At 41.3% G+C, this 19,930-nt stretch carries 25 protein-coding genes; 13 read left to right on the plus strand and 12 right to left on the minus strand.

Translation table 11 applies throughout. From position 1 onward, the window contains the following. Positions 1-56: 56 nt before the first annotated feature. Entirely contained in the window at positions 57-1,466 is a 1,410-nt protein-coding gene (locus tag ACZ42W_RS19945) for a sigma-54 interaction domain-containing protein (protein WP_464167004.1), read from the minus strand. Positions 1,467-1,712: 246 nt separating this feature from the next. Between ACZ42W_RS19945 and ACZ42W_RS19950 the strand changes: the two genes are divergently transcribed. Next, entirely contained in the window at positions 1,713-2,138 is a 426-nt protein-coding gene (locus ACZ42W_RS19950; protein ID WP_464167005.1) for an Rrf2 family transcriptional regulator, read from the plus strand. Positions 2,139-2,248: 110 nt separating this feature from the next. On the opposite strand, the gene ACZ42W_RS19955 is transcribed toward ACZ42W_RS19950, so the two are convergent. Next, on the minus strand, positions 2,249-2,653 hold the full coding sequence (locus tag ACZ42W_RS19955) for a pyridoxamine 5'-phosphate oxidase family protein (RefSeq protein WP_464167006.1): 405 nt from the start codon (positions 2,651-2,653) through the stop codon (positions 2,249-2,251). 200 nt (positions 2,654-2,853) lie between these two features. Continuing rightward, positions 2,854-3,231, minus strand: a complete 378-nt coding sequence (locus ACZ42W_RS19960; protein WP_464167007.1) for a pyridoxamine 5'-phosphate oxidase family protein — start codon at positions 3,229-3,231, stop codon at positions 2,854-2,856. Positions 3,232-3,446: 215 nt separating this feature from the next. On the opposite strand from ACZ42W_RS19960, the gene ACZ42W_RS19965 reads away from it, so the two are divergent. From ACZ42W_RS19965 to ACZ42W_RS19975, 3 genes are all read left to right on the plus strand, one after another. After that, the gene (locus tag ACZ42W_RS19965) at positions 3,447-3,950 is read left to right on the plus strand and encodes an RrF2 family transcriptional regulator (RefSeq protein ID WP_464167008.1); all 504 of its coding nucleotides are present in this window, start codon (positions 3,447-3,449) and stop codon (positions 3,948-3,950) included. A 370-nt stretch (positions 3,951-4,320) separates the two neighbouring features. Next, positions 4,321-5,514, plus strand: a complete 1,194-nt coding sequence (locus tag ACZ42W_RS19970) for a glycine C-acetyltransferase (RefSeq protein ID WP_464167009.1) — start codon at positions 4,321-4,323, stop codon at positions 5,512-5,514. Continuing rightward, positions 5,511-6,473, plus strand: a complete 963-nt coding sequence (locus tag ACZ42W_RS19975) for an L-threonine 3-dehydrogenase (protein ID WP_464167010.1) — start codon at positions 5,511-5,513, stop codon at positions 6,471-6,473. The genes ACZ42W_RS19970 and ACZ42W_RS19975 overlap by 4 nt, the downstream gene beginning before the upstream one ends. Before the next feature lie 145 nt (positions 6,474-6,618). Here the strand turns inward: ACZ42W_RS19975 and ACZ42W_RS19980 are convergent, their stop codons facing one another. After that, on the minus strand, positions 6,619-7,161 hold the full coding sequence (locus tag ACZ42W_RS19980) for a manganese catalase family protein (RefSeq protein ID WP_464167011.1): 543 nt from the start codon (positions 7,159-7,161) through the stop codon (positions 6,619-6,621). A gap of 366 nt (positions 7,162-7,527) precedes the next feature. Between ACZ42W_RS19980 and ACZ42W_RS19985 the strand changes: the two genes are divergently transcribed. From ACZ42W_RS19985 to arsS, 3 genes are read left to right on the plus strand one after another with little or no spacing between them, the layout of a single operon-like run. Beyond that, on the plus strand, positions 7,528-7,851 hold the full coding sequence (locus tag ACZ42W_RS19985) for a hypothetical protein (protein ID WP_464167012.1): 324 nt from the start codon (positions 7,528-7,530) through the stop codon (positions 7,849-7,851). 55 nt (positions 7,852-7,906) lie between these two features. Then, complete coding sequence (locus tag ACZ42W_RS19990; RefSeq protein WP_464167013.1) at positions 7,907-8,239, plus strand: arsenosugar biosynthesis-associated peroxidase-like protein; 333 nt, start codon at positions 7,907-7,909, stop codon at positions 8,237-8,239. A 43-nt stretch (positions 8,240-8,282) separates the two neighbouring features. Continuing rightward, positions 8,283-9,293, plus strand: coding sequence for an arsenosugar biosynthesis radical SAM (seleno)protein ArsS (gene arsS, locus ACZ42W_RS19995; RefSeq protein WP_464167014.1), 1,011 nt, complete (start codon positions 8,283-8,285; stop codon positions 9,291-9,293). 233 nt (positions 9,294-9,526) lie between these two features. Here arsS and ACZ42W_RS20000 read toward each other — a convergent pair whose 3' ends face one another. From ACZ42W_RS20000 to ACZ42W_RS20015, 4 genes are all read right to left on the minus strand, one after another. Beyond that, positions 9,527-9,796, minus strand: coding sequence for a hypothetical protein (locus tag ACZ42W_RS20000; protein ID WP_464167015.1), 270 nt, complete (start codon positions 9,794-9,796; stop codon positions 9,527-9,529). After that, positions 9,789-10,589, minus strand: coding sequence for an ABC transporter substrate-binding protein (locus tag ACZ42W_RS20005; RefSeq protein WP_464167016.1), 801 nt, complete (start codon positions 10,587-10,589; stop codon positions 9,789-9,791). The genes ACZ42W_RS20000 and ACZ42W_RS20005 overlap by 8 nt, the downstream gene beginning before the upstream one ends. A 78-nt stretch (positions 10,590-10,667) precedes the next feature. Continuing rightward, a complete protein-coding gene (locus ACZ42W_RS20010) occupies positions 10,668-11,345 on the minus strand; it encodes an N-acyl homoserine lactonase family protein (RefSeq protein ID WP_464167017.1) in 678 nt (225 codons plus the stop codon). Positions 11,346-11,531: 186 nt separating this feature from the next. Then, a complete protein-coding gene (locus ACZ42W_RS20015; RefSeq protein WP_464167018.1) occupies positions 11,532-12,794 on the minus strand; it encodes a transporter permease in 1,263 nt (420 codons plus the stop codon). Positions 12,795-13,188: 394 nt separating this feature from the next. Between ACZ42W_RS20015 and ACZ42W_RS20020 the strand changes: the two genes are divergently transcribed. Genes ACZ42W_RS20020 through ACZ42W_RS20035 form a run of 4 tightly spaced genes read left to right on the plus strand, consistent with a single transcriptional unit; the run spans position 13,189 to position 15,275 of the window. After that, complete coding sequence (locus tag ACZ42W_RS20020) at positions 13,189-13,758, plus strand: RNA polymerase sigma factor (protein WP_464167019.1); 570 nt, start codon at positions 13,189-13,191, stop codon at positions 13,756-13,758. A 2-nt stretch (positions 13,759-13,760) separates the two neighbouring features. Beyond that, a complete protein-coding gene (locus ACZ42W_RS20025; protein WP_464167020.1) occupies positions 13,761-14,192 on the plus strand; it encodes an anti-sigma factor family protein in 432 nt (143 codons plus the stop codon). 38 nt (positions 14,193-14,230) lie between these two features. After that, on the plus strand, positions 14,231-14,923 hold the full coding sequence (locus ACZ42W_RS20030; RefSeq protein ID WP_464167021.1) for a DUF2953 domain-containing protein: 693 nt from the start codon (positions 14,231-14,233) through the stop codon (positions 14,921-14,923). Beyond that, a complete protein-coding gene (locus tag ACZ42W_RS20035) occupies positions 14,913-15,275 on the plus strand; it encodes a GerW family sporulation protein (RefSeq protein ID WP_464167022.1) in 363 nt (120 codons plus the stop codon). Before ACZ42W_RS20030 ends, ACZ42W_RS20035 begins: the two co-directional genes overlap by 11 nt. Positions 15,276-15,424: 149 nt before the next feature. Here the strand turns inward: ACZ42W_RS20035 and ACZ42W_RS20040 are convergent, their stop codons facing one another. Both ACZ42W_RS20040 and corA read right to left on the minus strand, forming a co-directional pair. Then, positions 15,425-16,693, minus strand: a complete 1,269-nt coding sequence (locus ACZ42W_RS20040; protein ID WP_464167023.1) for a 4Fe-4S dicluster domain-containing protein — start codon at positions 16,691-16,693, stop codon at positions 15,425-15,427. Positions 16,694-16,778: 85 nt separating this feature from the next. Further along, positions 16,779-17,732: a magnesium/cobalt transporter CorA gene (corA, locus tag ACZ42W_RS20045; RefSeq protein WP_464167024.1), complete on the minus strand. Its 954-nt coding sequence runs from the start codon at positions 17,730-17,732 to the stop codon at positions 16,779-16,781. A gap of 191 nt (positions 17,733-17,923) precedes the next feature. Here corA and ACZ42W_RS20050 point away from each other — a divergent pair, with 191 nt between their 5' ends. Continuing rightward, positions 17,924-18,043, plus strand: a complete 120-nt coding sequence (locus tag ACZ42W_RS20050) for a DUF4023 domain-containing protein (protein ID WP_464167025.1) — start codon at positions 17,924-17,926, stop codon at positions 18,041-18,043. A 108-nt stretch (positions 18,044-18,151) separates the two neighbouring features. Here ACZ42W_RS20050 and ACZ42W_RS20055 read toward each other — a convergent pair whose 3' ends face one another. Then, positions 18,152-18,382 carry a hypothetical protein gene (locus ACZ42W_RS20055; RefSeq protein WP_464167026.1) on the minus strand — a complete coding sequence of 77 codons (231 nt, stop codon included), beginning with the start codon at positions 18,380-18,382 and terminating at the stop codon, positions 18,152-18,154. A gap of 213 nt (positions 18,383-18,595) precedes the next feature. Between ACZ42W_RS20055 and ACZ42W_RS20060 the strand changes: the two genes are divergently transcribed. After that, entirely contained in the window at positions 18,596-18,799 is a 204-nt protein-coding gene (locus tag ACZ42W_RS20060) for a small, acid-soluble spore protein, alpha/beta type (RefSeq protein ID WP_464167027.1), read from the plus strand. Positions 18,800-18,996: 197 nt separating this feature from the next. Here the strand turns inward: ACZ42W_RS20060 and ACZ42W_RS20065 are convergent, their stop codons facing one another. Further along, positions 18,997-19,926, minus strand: coding sequence for a ketopantoate reductase family protein (locus tag ACZ42W_RS20065; protein WP_464167028.1), 930 nt, complete (start codon positions 19,924-19,926; stop codon positions 18,997-18,999). Positions 19,927-19,930 lie beyond the last annotated feature (4 nt).

Raw genomic sequence — 19,930 nt, forward strand, 5'->3', positions numbered from 1 at the left:
TACAAACTATGCGCTTTTTAGATACTTGTTCTATTTTGTTACAACGTCCTACTTCGCTACATCTTATCCGCCAAATTTCCGAGTCCATATTGCTCTAGCTTACGATAAAGTCGTGTCCTAGGAATTCCGAGAATCCGGGCAGCTTCAGATTTGCTTTGGTGCGCCATCACAAGCGCTTTTTTAATGAGATCATATTCAACTTCCTCAAGTGCTTTATCTAAAGTACTTGTAGCGTCATGCTGCAGACTATTTAATGCCAAACTAACTTTTGCTGGGAGATCCTTAATCCCCACAACGACCGAATCCGTACTGACAAGCACCTGTTCGACGAGTGCACTAAGCTCACGAATATTACCAGGCCAAGAGTAACTGCCTAACACTTCAAGCGCATCCGGTGCAAAACGCTTAATAACTCCGGTATGGTTACAGTGTTCTGTCGTAAAATGTTGAATCAGTAAAGGCACATCCTCAGCATGCTCTCTAAGAGCCGGTAGGTGCAAGGATAAAACATTGAGTCTATAATACAGATCCTCCCTGAATGATCCTTCCTTAACCATTTGTTCCAAATTGCGGTGTGTCGCAGCGATAATTCTAACATCAACCTTTTCTGCCTCTCGCCCACCAACCCGTTCGACTTCCCGCTCTTGAAGTACTCTTAAGATTTTTACTTGCATCATGAGAGGCATATCCCCGATTTCATCCAGAAATAGAGTTCCCCCATTAGCAAGTTGAAACTTCCCTAACTTCCCTCCCTTTTTCGCGCCAGTAAAGGCCCCCTCCTCATAACCGAAAAGTTCACTTTCCAATAAATTCTCTGGAATTGCCCCACAGTTAATGCTTACGAAAGCACTCTCGGCACGGTCACTTGACTGATGAATTGCATGGGCCCAAAGTTCCTTTCCTGAGCCACTTTCCCCTTTAATCAAAATATTGGCGTTGCTATGGGCGAGCCGTTTCGCTAACTCCTTGGTTTTCCTTATGATGGAACTCTGCCCCAATATCTGATCAAAGGAATATTTTGCTTTAAATAGGCTATGGATTTCATTTTTGTATTCAGACAGTTTGTGATGGAGGACAATATTCGTCTGTGCCAATTCGTGTAAGGCCTCCATCGACTCAAACAGCACAATCCCCAGACAACCCGCAACCTCCCCCTCATCGTTAAAAAGCGGAATTCGATGAACAATCGATTTAACATCATTTCCATAGACATGCTGCTGCGAAATCTCCGCTTTTCCCGTAGCAAGAACAATAGGAAGCCGAGTATTTGGCACTACCTCACTCACGTGACGGCCAATAACTTCTGCTTTTTCCAACTTCATAAATTGCGCATAGTGATCATTAAGCATTAACACTTTACCGTCTGCATCAGTAATAACCATGGATATGGGCATGGTCCCGAAGATATAATCGAGGAACTGAATCGTATCCTCATTAAAGGATAAATTGAAATTGTGTCTAATCATACCGTCCCCCTACTTCCTTTTAGATAATTACTTGGAAATTCTCAGAGCATAATTAAACTATTACAGTTTCCTCATATAGCCTCTATTATACCAATCGATCTACTAAAATAAAGTGAAATTTTTCCCAAGTGAGGAAAAGTAGAACCTGAACAAAGATTTTTCTTCATAAAAAATTCAACCTAAAAGCTTTGCTTGACATTGAACTCTCAGATAACTATCATGGGTTACATTAAGGGAGAGAATCTTATGAAAAAATTAAGCAGTCGTTTTTCAATTGCTGTTCATATCCTAACTTTAACAGCAATAAGCGAGGAAAATTGTACATCGGAATATATCGCTTCCAGCGTGAATACTAATCCTGTTTTAATCCGTAGAATTATCGGATTCCTAAAAAAAGCAGGTCTTATTAATGTTCATGCTGGAACGGGTGGAACCTATTTTCAAAAAGATATCTCCACTATATCCTTACTCGACGTCTATAATGCAGTTGAAGTGACTGATGATGATCATGAGCTTTTCAATTTCCATAAAGGCAATCCCAAATGCAAGGTCGGCGCTAATATTGAATCGATCGTAGGTACCACTTTAGATAAAGCGCAATTAGCAATGGAGAACGAGTTACGCCAAGTAAGTATTCAGAATATCCTAGAAGACTTAAAGGATATCAAGTAGTGAGAACGTATTAGGACATCACATCGAAATAGTGAAATGCAAAAAGTAGGGAGATTGAAATCCCTACTTTTTGCTATACCACCTGATTGTTGGATAATACCCAATTTTTCTTAGAATTTAACCACTTCAAATGGGGCGAACCCTTTACTAACCTTAGCCTCACCACTACCGATGTAAAAAATTGCGACGACTGGATTGGCTGCACTTTCATACATTTTTTGAACTTGAGGAGAAATCTTCGCAAAAGCTTTCTCTACTTCAGCTGAATCGGTTAAGAACGTTGCCTTACCGGAAATTCTTACATTGTATCCATTGCTTACGCCAGCAAAGGCTACGTTTGGGTTAGCTTGCATTTGCTTGTAAACATCCTTATTATTTGCGGTCATAAAATAGAATTTATTTCCTTCCGCAAACTGATACTGCCATCCCCTGACTTCAAGTTGTTCACCATTGGTCGTCGCAAAATAGCCCATAGTTTCATTCGCTAAGATTTCCTTAATTTGATCAAGTGTCATTACAGTAGCCCCCTAAAAAATTAATATTGACTAAGAAGTATAGTGTCTCTTCACATCAGACTTTATTCTCTCAGCTGTAACCATTATAGTTACATCAAGAACGGTTGTCAATAAAGATTTCATCTTAATATTAAGCACCTAAAAAAACCTTCGTTTCGATTTGAGAAACGAAGGTTTTTTCGAGTACCCCTAATTTTGGACTAGATTGTCTGTCTCGCATGCTCGATGGTAATCTCCAAAACAGCCCTAGCCCAATCATACTTACCTTTAATCTTGTCAAAGTCTGCGCCGTCCTTAAGGAACTTAGCGGTTCCCTTAATTAGGAATCCGGCACCTTTGTACATCTTTCCTTGGACTTCTCTACTTCCGATAGTGATCTGTACCTTGTTGTTATTGGCAATGTTTTTTTCAGTTTGATACATGAATCCGACGGGAATTATTAATCTGTCTTCCGAGGTAACACTTATATAACTATTCCATGTATTCACGACGTGTGGCTCGTCTACCCCTTGGGTAACAATAGCCACCTCTCCGTCTGCAGGATGTGCTAATACTTCAGCAAGTTTCTCGTTAATCATTAAATTCATTCTCCTTAACTCTCTTTTATAACAACTCAAGGCTTCTAACGGTGACTCATATCAACATTTTTAGTATGTCAATTATTCAATTTTGCTATCCCCCTTGTAGATATTGTAGATAAATCTTATCTACAATATCTACTATATTTTGTTTACCTTTGAAAGTCAACTGGCATTTCGTGTATAATATAAGTATTCAAAAGGGGGGCAGCATTTTGCAATTCAGCATAGGCGTAGAGTATGCTTTACATTCTTTGTTTTATATGGTAGACCTTCCTCCAGGGAAGGCTATTGGCGTAAAAGAATTAGCTATATTTCAAGGAATATCTGAAACTTATCTTTCTAAGGTTTTCACCAAATTGAGGAAAGCTGGCATTGTCAGGGCAATGCCAGGGGTTAATGGTGGATATGAGTTAGCACGTAATTCGGAGAAAATAACTTTTTGGGATATTGTCGAGGCTGTCGAAGGATCATCGCCTATATTTCAGTGTGCGGAAATCAGGCAAAACAATATTCGGCTAGACAAAACTAACTTACCGAGTAGTTCTGAAAAATGTCCATGTCTAATAAAAGTTATTATGATAGAGGCAGAAGAACAAATGAGACAATATTTATCTAAAAAATCCTTATTTTGGTTAAATAAGGAAGCTAAGAAAGAGTTCACAGAAGATAAGAAGAAAGCGATAGATGATTGGTTTAAATGCATTATGGCGAAATAGTATTAATTGATGCACACCCCTCAAATTATAACTAAGAATAACAATCCATAAGCTGATTATAAAAAATGAACGAATTGAACGAATAAAGAACCAGACTATTAACGCTAAATAGTCTGGTTCTTTATTCGTTCAAATACCTCTATGCTCAGCTGTTAAGCAAATAATAATTTTAAAATATCTAACTTTTATGTCTCCATCCAGTGTACATTCCGAGTGAAAAATGATATCTTAAAAGTAGGAATCCCTTTATTAACAGTGGTTATCGAAAACCACGTCGTCTCTCTATTGTGGACATTTGTATGTTTTAGAGAGAACGAACCTTAGTCTTTCATAAGGAAATATCTCACGTAATTAAGGGAGGGATACTACTTTGTCAAGTAAAGCATTGGTTACTTTTCTAACTGAAAATCTAACAGATTTAAAAAGTAAGGGGCTATACAATGTGATCGACCCCTTAGAGAGTTCGAACGGTCCAATAATTCAAATCGCTAACCGAAAGCTCATTAATTTATCCTCCAATAACTATCTAGGCTTGGCTACTGATTCCCGATTAATCGATGCTGCCTCAGCGGCGATTAAGAAATATGGAGTTGGCGCCGGAGCCGTCAGAACAATCAATGGCACCTTAGAACTTCATGTAAAGCTTGAAGAGGAGCTGGCCACCTTTAAGCATACGGAAGCGGCAATCGCTTACCAATCTGGCTTCAATTGTAATATGGCTGCTATTTCCGCTGTGATGGATAAGGATGATGCCATCCTATCTGATGAATTAAACCATGCCTCCATTATCGATGGATGCCGCCTATCGAAAGCAAAGATCATTGGCTTTAAGCATTCAAATATGGCTGATTTGCGTGCTAAAGCTAAGGAAGCGAATGAATCAGGTCTTTACAAAAAAATCATGGTCATCACTGATGGGGTATTCTCTATGGATGGAGATATTGCGCTTCTTCCAGAAATCGTGGAAATTGCTGAGGAATTTGACCTAATCACTTATGTGGATGATGCCCATGGTTCAGGTGTATTGGGAAAAGGTGCTGGAACCGTAAAGCACTTCGGCCTGTCTAACAAGATCGATTTCCAGATTGGTACCCTTTCGAAAGCCATCGGAGTAGTTGGCGGTTATGTCGCTGGGAAAAGAGACTTAATTGATTGGCTCAAGGTGAGAAGTCGTCCCTTCCTCTTCTCTACCGCTTTGACCCCAGGAGATGTCGCTGCTTGTATCGCAGCCATCGAAATCCTGACTAACAGTACAGAACTACAAGAAAGACTTTGGGAAAACGGAAACTACCTAAAGCAAGGACTCAAGGCTCTGGGCTTTAATATCGGGGCAAGTCAAACCCCCATCACGCCCTGCATTATCGGCGAGGAAAAACAAACCCAAGAATTCAGCAAAAGGCTCTATGCAGAAGGTGTCTATGCCAAAGCAATTGTATTCCCCACTGTACCCAAGGGCACTGGTAGGGTTCGAAATATGCCGACAGCAGCTCATACCCAAGAAATGCTCAATAAAGCTTTAGCTATTTATGAAAAAGTGGGCAAGGAAATGGGGATTATATCATGAAGAAAATTTTAATTACTGGCGCACTCGGACAAATTGGCTCCGAACTCACCCAGAAGCTCCGAGACATCTATGGAGCAAATAATGTTATAGCCACGGATATCAGACAAGACAAGCAAAGTTTGCTTGCCCAATCCGGCCCCTATGAAACACTTGATGTGCAAAATGCCGAGGCTATGTTTGCAATTGCTAAAAACCATCAAGTGGACACCATCATTCATTTGGCAGCCCTTTTATCAGCGACAGCCGAAGCCAAACCACTCTTAGCCTGGAACTTAAATATGGGCGGGTTAGTTAATGCCCTAGAAGTTTCTCGGGAACTTCAGTGCCAATTTTTCACCCCAAGTTCTATTGGGGCCTTTGGCCCCACCACTCCCAAAGATAATACTCCTCAGATTACTATCCAAAGACCTACTACGATGTATGGTGTGAATAAAGTAGCAGGCGAACTTCTGTGTGATTACTACTTTCATAAGTTTGGCGTCGATACCCGAGGGGTTCGCTTCCCCGGACTGATCTCTTATGTCACCCCGCCCGGGGGTGGCACGACGGATTATGCAGTCGATATATATTACGAAGCCATCCGCAAAGCACACTACACCTCCTATATCGCACAAGGGACGTATATGGATATGATGTATATGCCCGATGCCTTACGTGCCATCATTGAATTAATGGAAGCTGATCCCGCTAAACTCCTTCACCGAAATGCCTTTAATGTGACGGCAATGAGTGTTCAGCCTGAAGATTTCTTCTCTGAAATTAAAAAGCATATCGCCAACTTTAAATTAGATTATGACGTTGATCCTGTTCGCCAAGCGATTGCCGATAGTTGGCCGAATTCCATTGACTCCACGGCAGCTAAGGACGAATGGGGTTTTAAAGCAGACTATGATTTACCAAGGATGACCTCGGATATGTTGGAAAAGCTTTATGAAAGATTAAGCCATAAGGTCAGCTAATCAAACTATTTAACCTAATTCTCGTAATAAGAACCTGGGAGTGTCGCTATCAAAATGTAGCGACACTCCCTTTTCATAGAATTTGAAATCTCTATTAAAGACAAGCTAACTTGATTACTTAAGTAGGGAGTAAACTAGATGACTTTTAGAAACTCGCTTGATAATCGTAGATCAATTGGTTGAATTGCTCCATTCCTGCCCTCTGCATAATCAAAGCTTGCGCTCTTTGAAAAAGGTGTTTGTGTACGTCTTCCCTACTTCCTAAAAAGCTAATCATCTGCTTAAGTCCTGGATCATGGGTCATGGTGAAATGCTGATTATACAAAATCCGTGCCCGTATCTCTGCTTCCGCATCCGCTTGTAACATAGCGATCGGATCGAGGCTTTGATCTACATAATTGATATTCCAGGGTACACCTTGTGAATTCACATAACTCAGTGGAGGGCCACCTAGCTTATTGATGGCAACGGCAATCATTTCCATATGGCTTTTTTCCTCTGCAGCAATCATACCTAAGAGCTCACTTACACAGGGATTGGGCATATTCGCCCTGTGATTTTGATATTGAGTTGCAGCAGAGAATTCGCTATCCTTTCCTCCGTAATGCTCGAACATAACTTGACCAAACTTTGGGTCTGGACGTTCGACCTGAACCGGGTATAATAATCGGTTGCTAAAAGTGAACATAATAATCCCCCCCTTGTAAGTAGAAGCTTAAATTAAAGCTCACCTCACTATATGAATCTTATAATTCATTGGTAACAGGGAGAAATCTCTCCTAAGGATTTTTCTTTATTTGACTTTCACTCTTATCCATAGTTTCATAATGAAAATAAAAACCCAAAAAAGGAACAAAACGCTGTGTTAGAAAATCATCAAGATAGAAGAAACCACCCCACCACCAGGACTTTGAAGAATCTCAGTGCTTTGGTACAATTATTGCATGCTATTTGTATGCAATAAGATTGGTGAGACAACACTTACTTTTCTCTATACAACCACTACGAACAAAGAAGTTGAAGGTAAGACAATTCACAAGGAGGGGGAGCTTGAATGTCTACAGAACTCAGGTCAGTGACGGTAAAATTTCGTTCAACCATGTTCGAGCAAATCAAGTTAATCGCGGAGAAAAGAGGGGAAACCGTATCTGATACGATCAGGCATTTGATCAAACGAGGTTTAGAGGAACGGGTCTACGAAGAAAATGCCGAACTCCTTGCTAAGGTTGTTAAAGATCAAATGGAAACTGTCCTCAAGCCCTATGTGATTTTCCCGTCCTTAGATAATACAGAACAGACCGTAAGAATGGTCGACAGTGTATTTGATCGAAGGGTAAGCTTAAGCAGAAATCAGAAGGATACCAATCTCTATAGTTAACTCAAAGGAACTATAGTTTATTTACACAAATTTAATTCGAAATGGAGGATGTGTAATGGACACGTATTACAACCCTGCTGATTTAGACAAATTTCCGACGATGGGCGATGAAGCCCCTGACCTCTGGAAGAAATTCATGGCTTATTATAGCTCAGTTTTTCAAGAGGGAGCACTGAGTGCGAGAGAAAAAGCGCTCATAGCCTTAGCTGTTGCCCATGCCGTGCAATGCCCCTACTGTATTGAGTCCTACACCCAGGAATCACTAGAAAAAGGCTCGAACGAAGAGCAAATGACTGAGGCAATTCATGTCGCTGCAGCGATCCGTGGTGGAGCTACGCTTGCCCATGGTTTACAGATGAAAAATGCTGTTAAGAAATTAGGTTTTTAAAGTGGAACGAGAACTAAAGGGGGCTATGGGAGGTCATTCCATTATGGATTTAGCAGATAATAAAAACACATCTCAGCTATGGTACTTAGATAATTTAGAAACCATCAAACCCTTTCTTGAAAGGGTAAAAGAAGTTAATGCGTCTCCTTTAAAGAGCAATAACTCCATTAAGACCTTGCAAATGAACATTGGTAAGGTCTGTAACTTAAGCTGTAAACATTGCCACGTGGAAGCCGGCCCTCACAGAAAAGAGTCTATGACTCAGGAGATTATGGCAAAATGTCTACAGATTATGGAAGATAATCAGATACCAATCCTAGATATCACGGGTGGAGCCCCAGAGATGAATCCGCATTTTTCTTGGCTAATCAAAGAAGCGACTAACAGGAATCGCCACGTCATTGTTAGGACAAATCTTACTGTATTAGACTTAAAGAACTATGCACATCTACCGGAGCTCTATGCTGAGCATAAAGTCGAACTAGTTTCCTCCTTACCCTACTACACCCAAAAAGATGCCGATCGTCAACGGGGCGACGGGGTTTTTCAAACCTCTATCAAGGTAATAACACATTTAAACGAACTAGGCTTTGGCCAAGAGAATAGTAATTTGGAAATCAATTTAGTGTATAACGCCGGAGGAGCCTTCCTCCCTCCATCGCAAAAAGCCATAGAAGCGGACTACCGTCGGGCCTTACTTAAAGAGCACAGAATTAAGTTTAATAACTTATATTCAATCACAAATGTACCCGTCGGTCGGTTTTTAACCTTCTTACATGAGTCAGGTAATCTCCAGAGATATATGGAGAGACTAGAGTCTGCTTTTAATGCGGCGACAATTAATCAAGTGATGTGTCGGGATCAACTCTCAGTAAGCTGGGATGGCTATCTCTATGACTGCGATTTTAATCAGATGCTTGGGTTGAACTGTTCACCCAAACACATTTCTGAATTTGAGATAGCAGACTATTATCAACGCGAGATCATCATGTGTAACCATTGTTACGCTTGTACTGCAGGCAGCGGTTCAAGCTGCGGGGGCGCCGTAGTTTAGTATGCAAAACTTAAGGTTGAACACTTTTGTTTTGTGGTCTCCAAAGTATAAAGAAATATAAAGAAACAGCCGATTGGCTGTTTCTTTATATTAACTCTAAACCTCTTTCTGATATCCTAGTTGAAGCCTTCCATTCTTCTAAATTCTCCGATGGCTTCCGTAAGCTTCTGTCTGATCTCATAGGGCTATAAAGGAGGTGTGTCCTTATTCAAATCAATTCCTCCCAACTACACTTATTCCCCTAACAAGGATAAAATCTGCTTTCTAACTAAACTAAACGATCTTTCCGTACGATCACGCGGTCGGCCCATCGTAATATCAATCTGCTCCAGGATTCGACCCGGCCGTCCTGAGAGAACGATAACCTTGTTACTTAAAAAGACGGCCTCATCAATATTGTTCACCATAAGAATGGTTGGCTTCAATCGCTGACATAAGGAGACCATATCTCTCTGCAACTTATTTCGAGTACGAGAATCTAAGGCTGCAAACGGTTCATCCATAAGCTACCCCTAGATAGGAGGCTGTTAACTCTTTCACTTTGAAGGCTTCCATCACAGCGACTCCGTTAGCATACCCTTTGAGTTGGAGATTCTGTCCGGAAATCAATCCCACTTGCTTATAATAGCCCTCTTGGAGTGCAATCTGCAGGGGGAGATGGTGTAGGTCCTGATTGATATACCCTAGGGTGACTTGGCGACTATTATTCACTGCGGGTGGAACCCAGGATGGGTCCTTTTTTAACTCCATATTTACACGTTCGACATATTTGTTATTCATGAAAGCCTGGAAAAAAGCTTGATCGTCTTGATATCCCAATGTTTTGGGTTCTTTAACCAAGGTACCGTTTTGGCGCATACCACCTAAGAAGGCCTCGAACCGTTTAAGGTCAGGAAAGCTCACATATTTAGTGTAGGTTAACGCTTCCACGACTGACTTTTTATCCCTGCCCGTAAAGTCCATCGCATATTTGATCATCTTATCCTGGTTATCCCTATTATTAATGAAGTTTACTGCTTTCACGTTGGCCCAAGCTAAGTCAAGAGCCAGATCCTCGTCCCCTTCAGTTCCTGCCAACGCTAGAATGCAACAAGGATGTTCTCCTGCGATTTCACCGGATTGCATAAGATAACGACCCGTTCCTTCTATTACAGCTTGTGCATTGTTGGGTTCCCAAGCCACAAAGGCATCAATCTCTCCGGTCTTTAATTGTTTTCGCTGGAGTCGTTTGAACGTAATAAATGGTACCCGGCTCTGCTTGGGTTTGATCGCCTTGCTTTTGGGGCGTACAACCACTGAGTAGCAAAGTCACAAAATGAGCGTTAGAGTCAATTGCCAAAGTTTCTTGATTTTCATCTTATTTTCCTCCAATTTCTATAGTACGATCTTCTCCCCTGTAGCAAGTGGGTCATGGCTCGTTAAGACCACCGTCCCACTTGCTTTACTTATAGCCCTTAGCCTCTCCAAGTAGTGCAAGGCTTGTTCCCGGTTCTCTAGAATCAACGGGGGTATAAGGTGGATTAAATTTGCGGGTCGAAAACAAGCATCACCAGTTAGAAGAACCTGTCTGTTCCTCCCTCGCACCAGCATCGATTGATGATCTGCAGAATGCCCTGGTGTTGCCAGTAAGCGGATTGATCCGTCCTCTAATACATCGTCATCTTCCTTAATGTCTTTTTCCTCTTGCACGTAACAACGTGCTCCAGGAACTAGGTTATTTCCCCCAGCATGATCGAGATGGGTATGTGAATTAACAATGATCGAAATATCTTTGAGGGAGTAGCCTTGGCCTTCTATTTCCCGCACGAGTCCAGCACTGCTCCCGCGCGTGGCGATCATTCCTGGGGTCAACTCCATACTCGACCGACCCGACCAAAGTTCTGCAGGCAGACCCGTATCAAAGAGCAGGCAGCCTTGGGGATGAACAATGAGGAAGCAAAACACCGGTAGCTTAAGGATTAAATCGGTGGATTTGCCACTAAAATGCTTACGCTCCATTTGCAACTGGCCACAATTTAAAGGAATCACGGTTAACTTCGGATAATCAGGCAAGTTTTTAACACCTCTCAACCAGGATTGCTACGCCAACCTCACCCCCTGCACAACAGCTCGTGATTCATATCTTCAGCCATATTAATGCAAGGTATGAATAAGAAGGTCTAACTGAATCGCTCCCATGCATCCAAGGGCTATAGGCTAAAGTGCCTCCTTGTCAAATGCTCAATGCCAATTTCTGAATCACAATAATCCGACCATTCTTAACAACGTAAGGACAAGGATCAACACAACACTCACGACCAAAACGTATAACCCATTCCATCGGATACCGACTTGAATCGGTGACTCCTGGACGATTCCCGATACAGCAATAACATTGGCTGCTGAAGGAGAAATTGAGATTCCCATAGCCCAGCTCGTTGCCAATACAAGGGCCAGATAGGTTGGACTCACACCGTAGGTCGCTGCTTGAATCGTTCCTCCCATGATAGTAACCGTTACTATCGGGTGAACACCAAGGGCAGAAAATATCAGTGTGATGCTGATAATCACGATAGTCAGCAAGAGGGCATTATGCCCCACCAACAACGTCATAATCTGAGGAACGTAATCTCCTATATGTGAGTAATTGATACTATCAGCTAATAGCCCTGCTCCCACAAAGAGGACAATTTCATTTTTTAGCATAGGGAGTCTATTCGTGAAATAGTCACCCTTAAACTCTCTCAACAAAATAGGTAAACGTTTGATTATCCCAAGCCATATCACAGGATAAATTAAGGAAGCCAGAGAAACTACGATGATGGTTGATATTCCAGTTATCATAGAAATGATTGCGATTCCCGCAATTAATATCATTCCAAAGACACTTAACTCCACGACCTTTGATAATTTAAAATCCTCAACAGGTACTTCCGGAATGGGATCAGAATCCTCTCCTGCTCTTTTTTCTTCAAAAATAGTCATTATATAACCGACTATACCGGCTATTATCCCCAAGGAGATTGCATAGGGGAAAAACTGAGGCCATTCCGTACCTGTTAATTTCACGACCAATGCGATTGCCGCCGTTGTCGGTGCCCAAATGGTACACGTGGTAAATCCCCGACTGATTGCTGAGCTTAGTAGCTTTTTGTTAGAACTTCGGCTACTGGCCCGACAAATTTCATATACAAGCGGAACAACCGCCAAACTCACTAAAACCCCAACGAAAGCTGAAATAAAACTGACCAACAAGTAATAACGACTATTGGTATTAACATGGCGATCAAAAACACCTTGTAAAGCCTTGGTATATCCTCCATGCTGGATTGGAATTCCCAATAATGGAACCATAGTAAACATGACAACAAGGAACAAGTTCTCTTGTAAAGCTTGCAGCCATACGTTTAAAGGAGCATTCGAATAAAGAAATAAAATGATGCTTAAGGCGAAGGACCCATAACCAATTAACTTTGACGAGCCAGTGACTACAGTAAAGCTCAGCGCAATAACGATGATCATCAGGATGAGAGTCAAATCATTAATGAAAGAAGATTTAATAAAAAGATTGCCTAAGAAGCCTATTGCCATGCAAAATGTAAGTATGCCGCGAGTTCGTGTCAATAAATTGCTAGTGTAACGAATGATAATCCCATCCTTTTTGCGTACTAGGATTCATCTATCTCCTTCGATGGGTGAACCTCTTGATTTTTTCTCTTAAATAAATATAATACCGCTGTCCGAGTAGTTCAATCCATTTTCTTGCTTTTCTCCACTATTGCCGAAAAATCCTCTTACTTGTTTGATCTTATCCAGAGGGCTAAGCGCCATAAATTTTTTCTTTCTGACTAAAACTATTTAAATTAATATGTGTATTAATAAACAAGCGACAAATTTAGAAGGATGGTCAGTTGCTTTGGATGCTTCAGACGCAACCCTCATTAAACTCTATAAAAAGAACAAACATCAGGGCATCGAAATTCTCTATGACCGGTATAAGAAATATGTCTATACTCTTGCTTACCATTATGCCGGAAATAAAGAGGATGCTCTGGACCTAACCCAAGAAGTCTTTATGTCTATTTTTAAATCCCTAGATAATTTCAAGGAAGAGTTCTCGCTACTTCCCTGGATCAAGAGAATCACCGTGAATAAGTGCCTAAATTTCATTCGAGACCGAAAGGAAGCGTCATCCCTTAATCAGACGATTGAAGGTGGAGCTGAGTTACAAGACCTTATTCATTCACCAGATAACACTGAGAGCAATACGCTCTACCGAGATACAAAGCAAGCGCTCGAAGATGCAATAAGGAATCTTCCCCAGGAAGAACGCATGGCAATTATTCTAAGGCATATGAAAGGTATGAAGTATGAGGAAATCGCCAGAATCATGGATGTTCCACTCGGCACGGTTAAGACTTACCTACATAGAGGAAGAAAGACCATCAAGACTTGTATGATTAAAAACGGAATATGGGAGGGATAGCAATGGTCTGCAAACTGAATAAGGTTTTACTCCAAGACCTCCTGGAGGGAATTATTGACCCGGTCGAAAAGCTATTTGTTGAAGAGCATTTAAAGAGTTGCAAGGAATGCCGAAAAGAGTTAACCGAACTCAAACTTCTTTTTTGGGATCTTAATGATAAATCAAATTATGCGATTGATCTTCCTGTAGAACTAGACCAAATCAAAGACACCTTAGTGGAACACATTGTCGGGAAAGCTTCCCAAAGTACTGCCTCTGCTCTGATCGATATGCACCGCAACACTATTAAGAGTGCTGGAAAGTTTCTTGATTATGTCCCTGGTGTTACGGCAAGCAATAATCTCGTCAAAGAAGGCTTGAAGGCAACCCCATCAGCCCTCAAAAAAGTGTCCAAAGGATTAATTAAAAGCACAAAATTACTAATGGCAAAATAACTGCGCGAACAAATATTAGGGACCTTATGGAGGTTAGCATGTTATTTTTTTCGATACTGGGCTATCTATTGTTGGGTATAGGTGTGATTCTAGCAGCGCTTATTTTTATACCCTATCACTATCATGTGTCCGGAGAAAAGTTCGAAGAATCACAGATCGGAGGCACGATAGTCTGGCTTTTTGGGGGAGTAAAAATTGACTTTCTCAAGCACACCCATCAAAAAATTCAAATGGGTCTAACCCTTTTTGGATTAAATAAGAAGCTCAAAATCAAGCAAAAACTGAACCCATCGAAGCCCAAAAAAGAAGAAGAGCTTGAAACGATTAAAGAGCTCAAGAAGGCCAAGCGAAGAAAGCCTTCGCATGGGAGTGAATACTTAAAGCCAGCCATTATCAAAAAAGCACTTTCCGGAGTACAAAAAATACTTAAACACTCCCAACCGAAAACCCTATCAGTTTATGCCAAAGTAGGGTTTAGTGACCCGATGTATACCGGCTTGCTTTATGCTTTGAAAAGTCAGTTCTACATGGTACTTCACAACTATGATATTGATATTCAACCCGTTTTCGATGAGGAAGTCATGGAAGGTAGGTTTTTGATTGGCGGAAGGATCTGGATTCCCTATCTCATACTAGTCATGATAGGGTTCTTTATCTCCGAGCCAATTAGGAATATATTCATTTCTAAGTTTAAACGAAAAATCAAAGGAGGGCCTCAGTATGTCAGATAATTTCAGTACAAGTGAAAACATCAATAGTCTATTTGAAAAACTAGAAAGCTTTTTGAAGTCCAAAACCGTTGTCGGTGAACCCCTACAAGTAGGGGAAACAACCATCATCCCCTTCATCGATATTTCTTTCGGTCTAGGTGCAGGCGGTGGCGGCGGAACCGATGATAAAGGCATGGGCGGAACCGGCGGCGGTGCAGGTACCGGTGCAAAAATTGCTGCCTCTGCAATCCTCGTAATCAAGGGAGATCAAGTCGAGCTTCTTCCCATCAAGAAGGCCGGCGGTCTAGAAAAGCTCATTGATATGGTCCCGGAGCTTGTAGAAAAAGCGAAAGACCATAAATGCTGCGAGTGAGCCATATTGCTTGACAAAAAACAGCCGAACATCGGCTGTTTTTTTATAGAGACGACAGATGAAGCTGAGGTCGTCTCCTTTTGTTCATATAAACCATTGAAAACTCGGTAACATTTATAGGCAAGATAACTTGTTCTGTGCTGAAATCGTCAAATATTTTGTCTCGCGATGAGCTTCTCCAAATAGACGGACTTCATCTGTTCGCTGGCCATAGCTTTTTTAACAGGTGGCATTTTAAGAATCGCCGATAGGATGGCAGCCATAGCTCTATGGCTGAATAATGCCTTATTATCAAAAATTAATTCCTGAAGCATGCCTTTCTCTATAGCCATAAGCACGACCCTATGTACAGACGTCGATGGTGTGATAACCTTTCGACCCGTCCTTTTTAATAACAGGCTTTTGTTTGGACAAGTACGGACACAGAGACCGCAGCCAAGGCATATATTTTCATCTATATGGGGAACCTCTTTCTCGTTAATTTTTTTCATTTTGATAACTTCAACTGGGCAGGCCTTTTTACACTTACCGCAGCCAATACAGGAGTCTGTATTCAGAGTTGGTAGAAAACCGGTAGTCTCAACGGGGTGCAGGTTCCCGAATTTCCTAGCGGCGACAAGTGCTTCGCAGCAACAACTACAGCAGTTGCAGATAAATGATACGTCATTTCGGACATTTTCCCCGCACTGCACCAGGTTATAATCATAAGCTTTGTGAAGCAACTCCAGACACTCTGAGGCGTCAACTCTGCGGGCGAAATTGTGCCGGATTAATGCATCAGCTGCATTACCAAAGGTCATGCAGATATCGTCTATTGGGGCATCGCAGTTCTGCCCGACATGCTCCATCTTGTGGCGGCAGTAGCACATACCGATACCGATATGTTTTGCAGTCTTTATTATGTGACTGGCTCTTTCAAAATCCAGAATCTGAACTGCGTTCCCAGCTTCCAGTGCGTTTTCGTTCACAAAGACTCTTCCGAGGCGGGTCTCGGTACTGAAGAACAGCTCCCTTACGAAATCTTCTTCAACATTCATATATTGATAGAAAAGCTCGGCCAGTAACTGCTGGTTAATGTCATTTCTAGTCCGCATCATAGAAAACTCCAGAAATCCAGCCATGGGCGGTGGCAACAGATAACGGGTCTCCCCACTGCTTTCCATATCCAACAGGATACATCTTGACGCAAGGCCGCTCAAGATCTTCCTGGCTTCTGCTTCAGGCATACCCCAGATGGTGGCAGCTTTTCCAGCGGTGAATGGTTTTATAGGCAGTTGCGCTACAAGAGCAGCCTCCTTTTCCGTAAAAAGGATGGCTAGGATCTTATACAAAGTGTCCGAAGCCGGTGCCCCTTGAGGGAATCGATTCAAACGCTCTTCCAAGTTCATATAAGCTGATCTTGATGAAACGTGGGACATAGGTGACCTCCAGCATATTAATCTCATTATTATTATACTAAATCCGGCCTAAATATTCAGGCAATGAGATGAATACATATACTTTTTAACTATCGAACCAACCCTTGCGTTTAAACCAAAGAAACATAGATGTACCGATAAAAGCCATTATTCCTAGAGCCATAAAGTAACCATAGTTCCATTTTAATTCCGGCATGTTTTCGAAATTCATCCCATAGACACCTGCCAAAAAAGTTAATGGGATAAAGATTGTAGTAATTACTGTTAAAACCATCATATTTGTATTCATTCGGTTTGAATTAACCGATAAATAACTGTCACGTAGATCCGCGGTTACCTCTCTACTGGACTCAACCATATCTGCAAGTTTTAATAAGTGATCATGAATGTCTGAAAAATAGATTTTATGTTTCGCAAAGTCGGGAAGCCGTTCTGAGTTGAGTATTCTATATAGCAAATCCCTCATGGAAAAAATAACTTTTCGTAGATTCAACAACTCTCCTCGAATCTCAAATACTTCGTCAATAATTTTATGAACCGAATTCTTATTGATATTTGATCCTAGAGCATCTAACTTTTCTTCTACTTTATAAAATGCAGGAAAGTAACGATCCACTATTTTATCCATAATCTGATACGCTACAAAAGTCGGGTCTTTATAAGAATGGTCTCTATCTTTAATAACACGCTCCCATGCCTCATCGACTTCAGGAATGATATCTGTATGAAAGGATACTATATAGTTTTGTCCAACAAACATCGTCATTTCTACGAGATCCAGAGTTCCCTCTCTTAATGCATTAAGAATAAAAAAATTATAGCCTTCATAGTAATCAAGTTTGGGTTTGTTTAGAGAAAAGATGCTATCCTCGATCGCCAAAGGATGAAACTTAAGATGATTACGTAGAAAATCAATTTCAAAATCCCTTGGGTCATCTAAGTCTAGCCAATACCACTCTAGGTCATAGGTACTAAGGCTATTAAGATCAAAGTTCACATAGGGCTCCGAGTCCTTTTTAAATCCAAAAGTTCGAATCAAAACAGCTCATTCCTCTATCTTTTATTTATCAATTCCCTCGCATCCAAGAATAGCATAACCTTCCAAGCCCAAAATAACAATTCTAAAACAGGATTAGTGCAAAATGTAAACAATCGATAGCGTCGATAAAGAATGTTTATTAGGATTCATGGTTAAAGTAATAGGAGATTTATAGTCAAGGAGGTTAAGTAATGGATTTTACAGAAAAATTTAATGAAGACCAGAAGAAAGCTGAAGAAAATAAAAAGCATCAAGGTAAAGGAAATCCTCACAAAAAGTTACCCAATAAACAACATAGTACAAATAAATAAACTAATGGATTCCATTTTGGAGGAGCAAAGAGTCTGATGGACATTAAAAATGACATGCGAACCAGAAAAATTCTCGCATGTCATTTTCCGTATAAATCAGGGATACAATTAAGAGCTCATTTCATCAATCTTTAACAAGACATCATCGAAGTCTTCTATGATTTGATCTTGAAACATTTCCTGGATTTTTTCTTCAAGGTCCTCTAGGCCATTATAGGTAACTGTTCTTACTTTAGTTTTCCCGTTATGGACAACAGCTTTAATAAGATTGTCTTCAGGGTCAACTAATTCAAATCGCCAATCATAGCCATCAGGGTCTAGCCATCTAATACTTGCCACTAAAATCAACTCCCTCTAATTACTATTGGCTATTATGCCCTAAAATAGACTACTAAATCATGAAGTATAGACATTATAATCCAAAACTTTCCTGTTTATTTTCTCTTTGAACTTAACATACTAGAATCAAATAAAGGAAATAAAAAAAAGGGCCTCAAGAATTCAGAGCTTCAAGGTTGTACAATTTAAAAATTCTTAAGGAGGTTACTTATCATGGCAAACAACAATAATAACCAACCTGCATCACAAGGCGCTGGGCAAGCACTCGATCAATTCAAGTATGAGATTGCTAATGAATTAGGCGTTCAACTTGGTGGTGACCGCACGAGTCGTGAAAACGGTTCAGTAGGCGGATTGATGACTAAACGGATGATTCAATTTGCAGAGCAAAACCTGAAGGGTGGCACCAGAATCTAACTAACTCCTCTCCTTAAATACAAGGGCACTGGTTTTTATAGCCAGTGCCCTTGATTTTTGCCTATAATAGATTAGAGACACAACCCCCTCCCCTCCTTGGAATCAACAAAGAGAGGGCAATTAGTTGATGGGTTTTAATAAATCTATTCCCTAGTTCTTTAATTTTCTTTGGCTCTTTAAATATAACATAACCTGGATTAACTACGGGGAGTATATTCTCTTCCACGGGACTTTTCCTTCAAGTGAATTAGCTGAATAATGATGTCGTTGATCGGAGTGGGTATGCCAAGTCTCTTACCTTCTTTTGCCAGGCCACCGTTTATGGTATCTACTTCGGTCTTACGACCGGCAGTGATGTCCACCAACATTGAGGGGGCGTGGGGTTTTCCCAGTTCCAATACGTCTAAACGCTTTCTCATGCTTTCGCCGGAGATAGCAACGCCGCTGGCATTGGCAATAGCTACACCCTCATCGGCCATCTGATAGAGCAGCTCATGGGCACCGATGGGATAAAGCATCTCGGATGAGATACCCAAGAGAGCACACACGGGGTTAGCGACGGAGTTGAAAATAATCTTTTCCCAAATAAATTCCCACGCACCTTCGCCAATGATGTGTTTGATGCCCGCCTTGTCCATTTCGGCAGAGATTTTCTTTGTTCGCTCTGTCAGAGGGCCCTCGGCGTCGACAAGTGCACCAATATCGGCAAAGCTGCTGACGATTTCCCCGGGAGCTATGAGATCAGAAGGATACAGGGTCATACCCAGCATAATCTGCTCGGTAGAGACATATTCCTGAAGCAGTTCTTTGTTGCCCAGGCCATTCTGCAGAGACAGGACAGTCATTTTGTCATTGAGGATATGGCGTACGGAATCCATTGCATCGTGTGACTGAAAAGCCTTTGTCAGTAGGATGAGAAGATCGAATTCACCCTCAAGCTCATTGGCATAACAGGCTTTGGGATGGACAACGATGGGACCGGTCCAGGCCGTATTCATTTTCAGACCTTTTTCCCGAATAACAGGAATGCTCCTGCCGCCTACAAGGGTAACCTCATGGCCGATATGCGACAGGCATCCGCCGTAAAGGCAGCCCATAGCCCCGGCACCGAGTACACATATTTTCATGTCA

It is taken from the genome of Desulfitobacterium elongatum, from assembly GCF_055378975.1.

Coding starts and splice junctions, on each gene's coding strand:
- ACZ42W_RS20065 (WP_464167028.1), bottom strand. CDS start 19,926: ATGAAAATATGTGTACTCGGTGCCGGGGCTATGGGCTGCCTTTACGGC.
- ACZ42W_RS20035 (WP_464167022.1), top strand. CDS start 14,913: ATGTCAGATAATTTCAGTACAAGTGAAAACATCAATAGTCTATTTGAA.
- ACZ42W_RS20030 (WP_464167021.1), top strand. CDS start 14,231: ATGTTATTTTTTTCGATACTGGGCTATCTATTGTTGGGTATAGGTGTG.
- ACZ42W_RS19950 (WP_464167005.1), top strand. CDS start 1,713: ATGAAAAAATTAAGCAGTCGTTTTTCAATTGCTGTTCATATCCTAACT.
- ACZ42W_RS20040 (WP_464167023.1), bottom strand. CDS start 16,693: ATGTCCCACGTTTCATCAAGATCAGCTTATATGAACTTGGAAGAGCGT.
- ACZ42W_RS19955 (WP_464167006.1), bottom strand. CDS start 2,653: ATGACACTTGATCAAATTAAGGAAATCTTAGCGAATGAAACTATGGGC.
- ACZ42W_RS20015 (WP_464167018.1), bottom strand. CDS start 12,794: ATGATCATCGTTATTGCGCTGAGCTTTACTGTAGTCACTGGCTCGTCA.
- ACZ42W_RS19990 (WP_464167013.1), top strand. CDS start 7,907: ATGGACACGTATTACAACCCTGCTGATTTAGACAAATTTCCGACGATG.
- ACZ42W_RS19945 (WP_464167004.1), bottom strand. CDS start 1,466: ATGATTAGACACAATTTCAATTTATCCTTTAATGAGGATACGATTCAG.
- ACZ42W_RS19980 (WP_464167011.1), bottom strand. CDS start 7,161: ATGTTCACTTTTAGCAACCGATTATTATACCCGGTTCAGGTCGAACGT.
- ACZ42W_RS20025 (WP_464167020.1), top strand. CDS start 13,761: ATGGTCTGCAAACTGAATAAGGTTTTACTCCAAGACCTCCTGGAGGGA.
- ACZ42W_RS19975 (WP_464167010.1), top strand. CDS start 5,511: ATGAAGAAAATTTTAATTACTGGCGCACTCGGACAAATTGGCTCCGAA.
- ACZ42W_RS19985 (WP_464167012.1), top strand. CDS start 7,528: ATGTCTACAGAACTCAGGTCAGTGACGGTAAAATTTCGTTCAACCATG.
- ACZ42W_RS20050 (WP_464167025.1), top strand. CDS start 17,924: ATGGATTTTACAGAAAAATTTAATGAAGACCAGAAGAAAGCTGAAGAA.
- ACZ42W_RS20000 (WP_464167015.1), bottom strand. CDS start 9,796: ATGGATGAACCGTTTGCAGCCTTAGATTCTCGTACTCGAAATAAGTTG.
- arsS (WP_464167014.1), top strand. CDS start 8,283: ATGGATTTAGCAGATAATAAAAACACATCTCAGCTATGGTACTTAGAT.
- ACZ42W_RS19960 (WP_464167007.1), bottom strand. CDS start 3,231: ATGATTAACGAGAAACTTGCTGAAGTATTAGCACATCCTGCAGACGGA.
- ACZ42W_RS20060 (WP_464167027.1), top strand. CDS start 18,596: ATGGCAAACAACAATAATAACCAACCTGCATCACAAGGCGCTGGGCAA.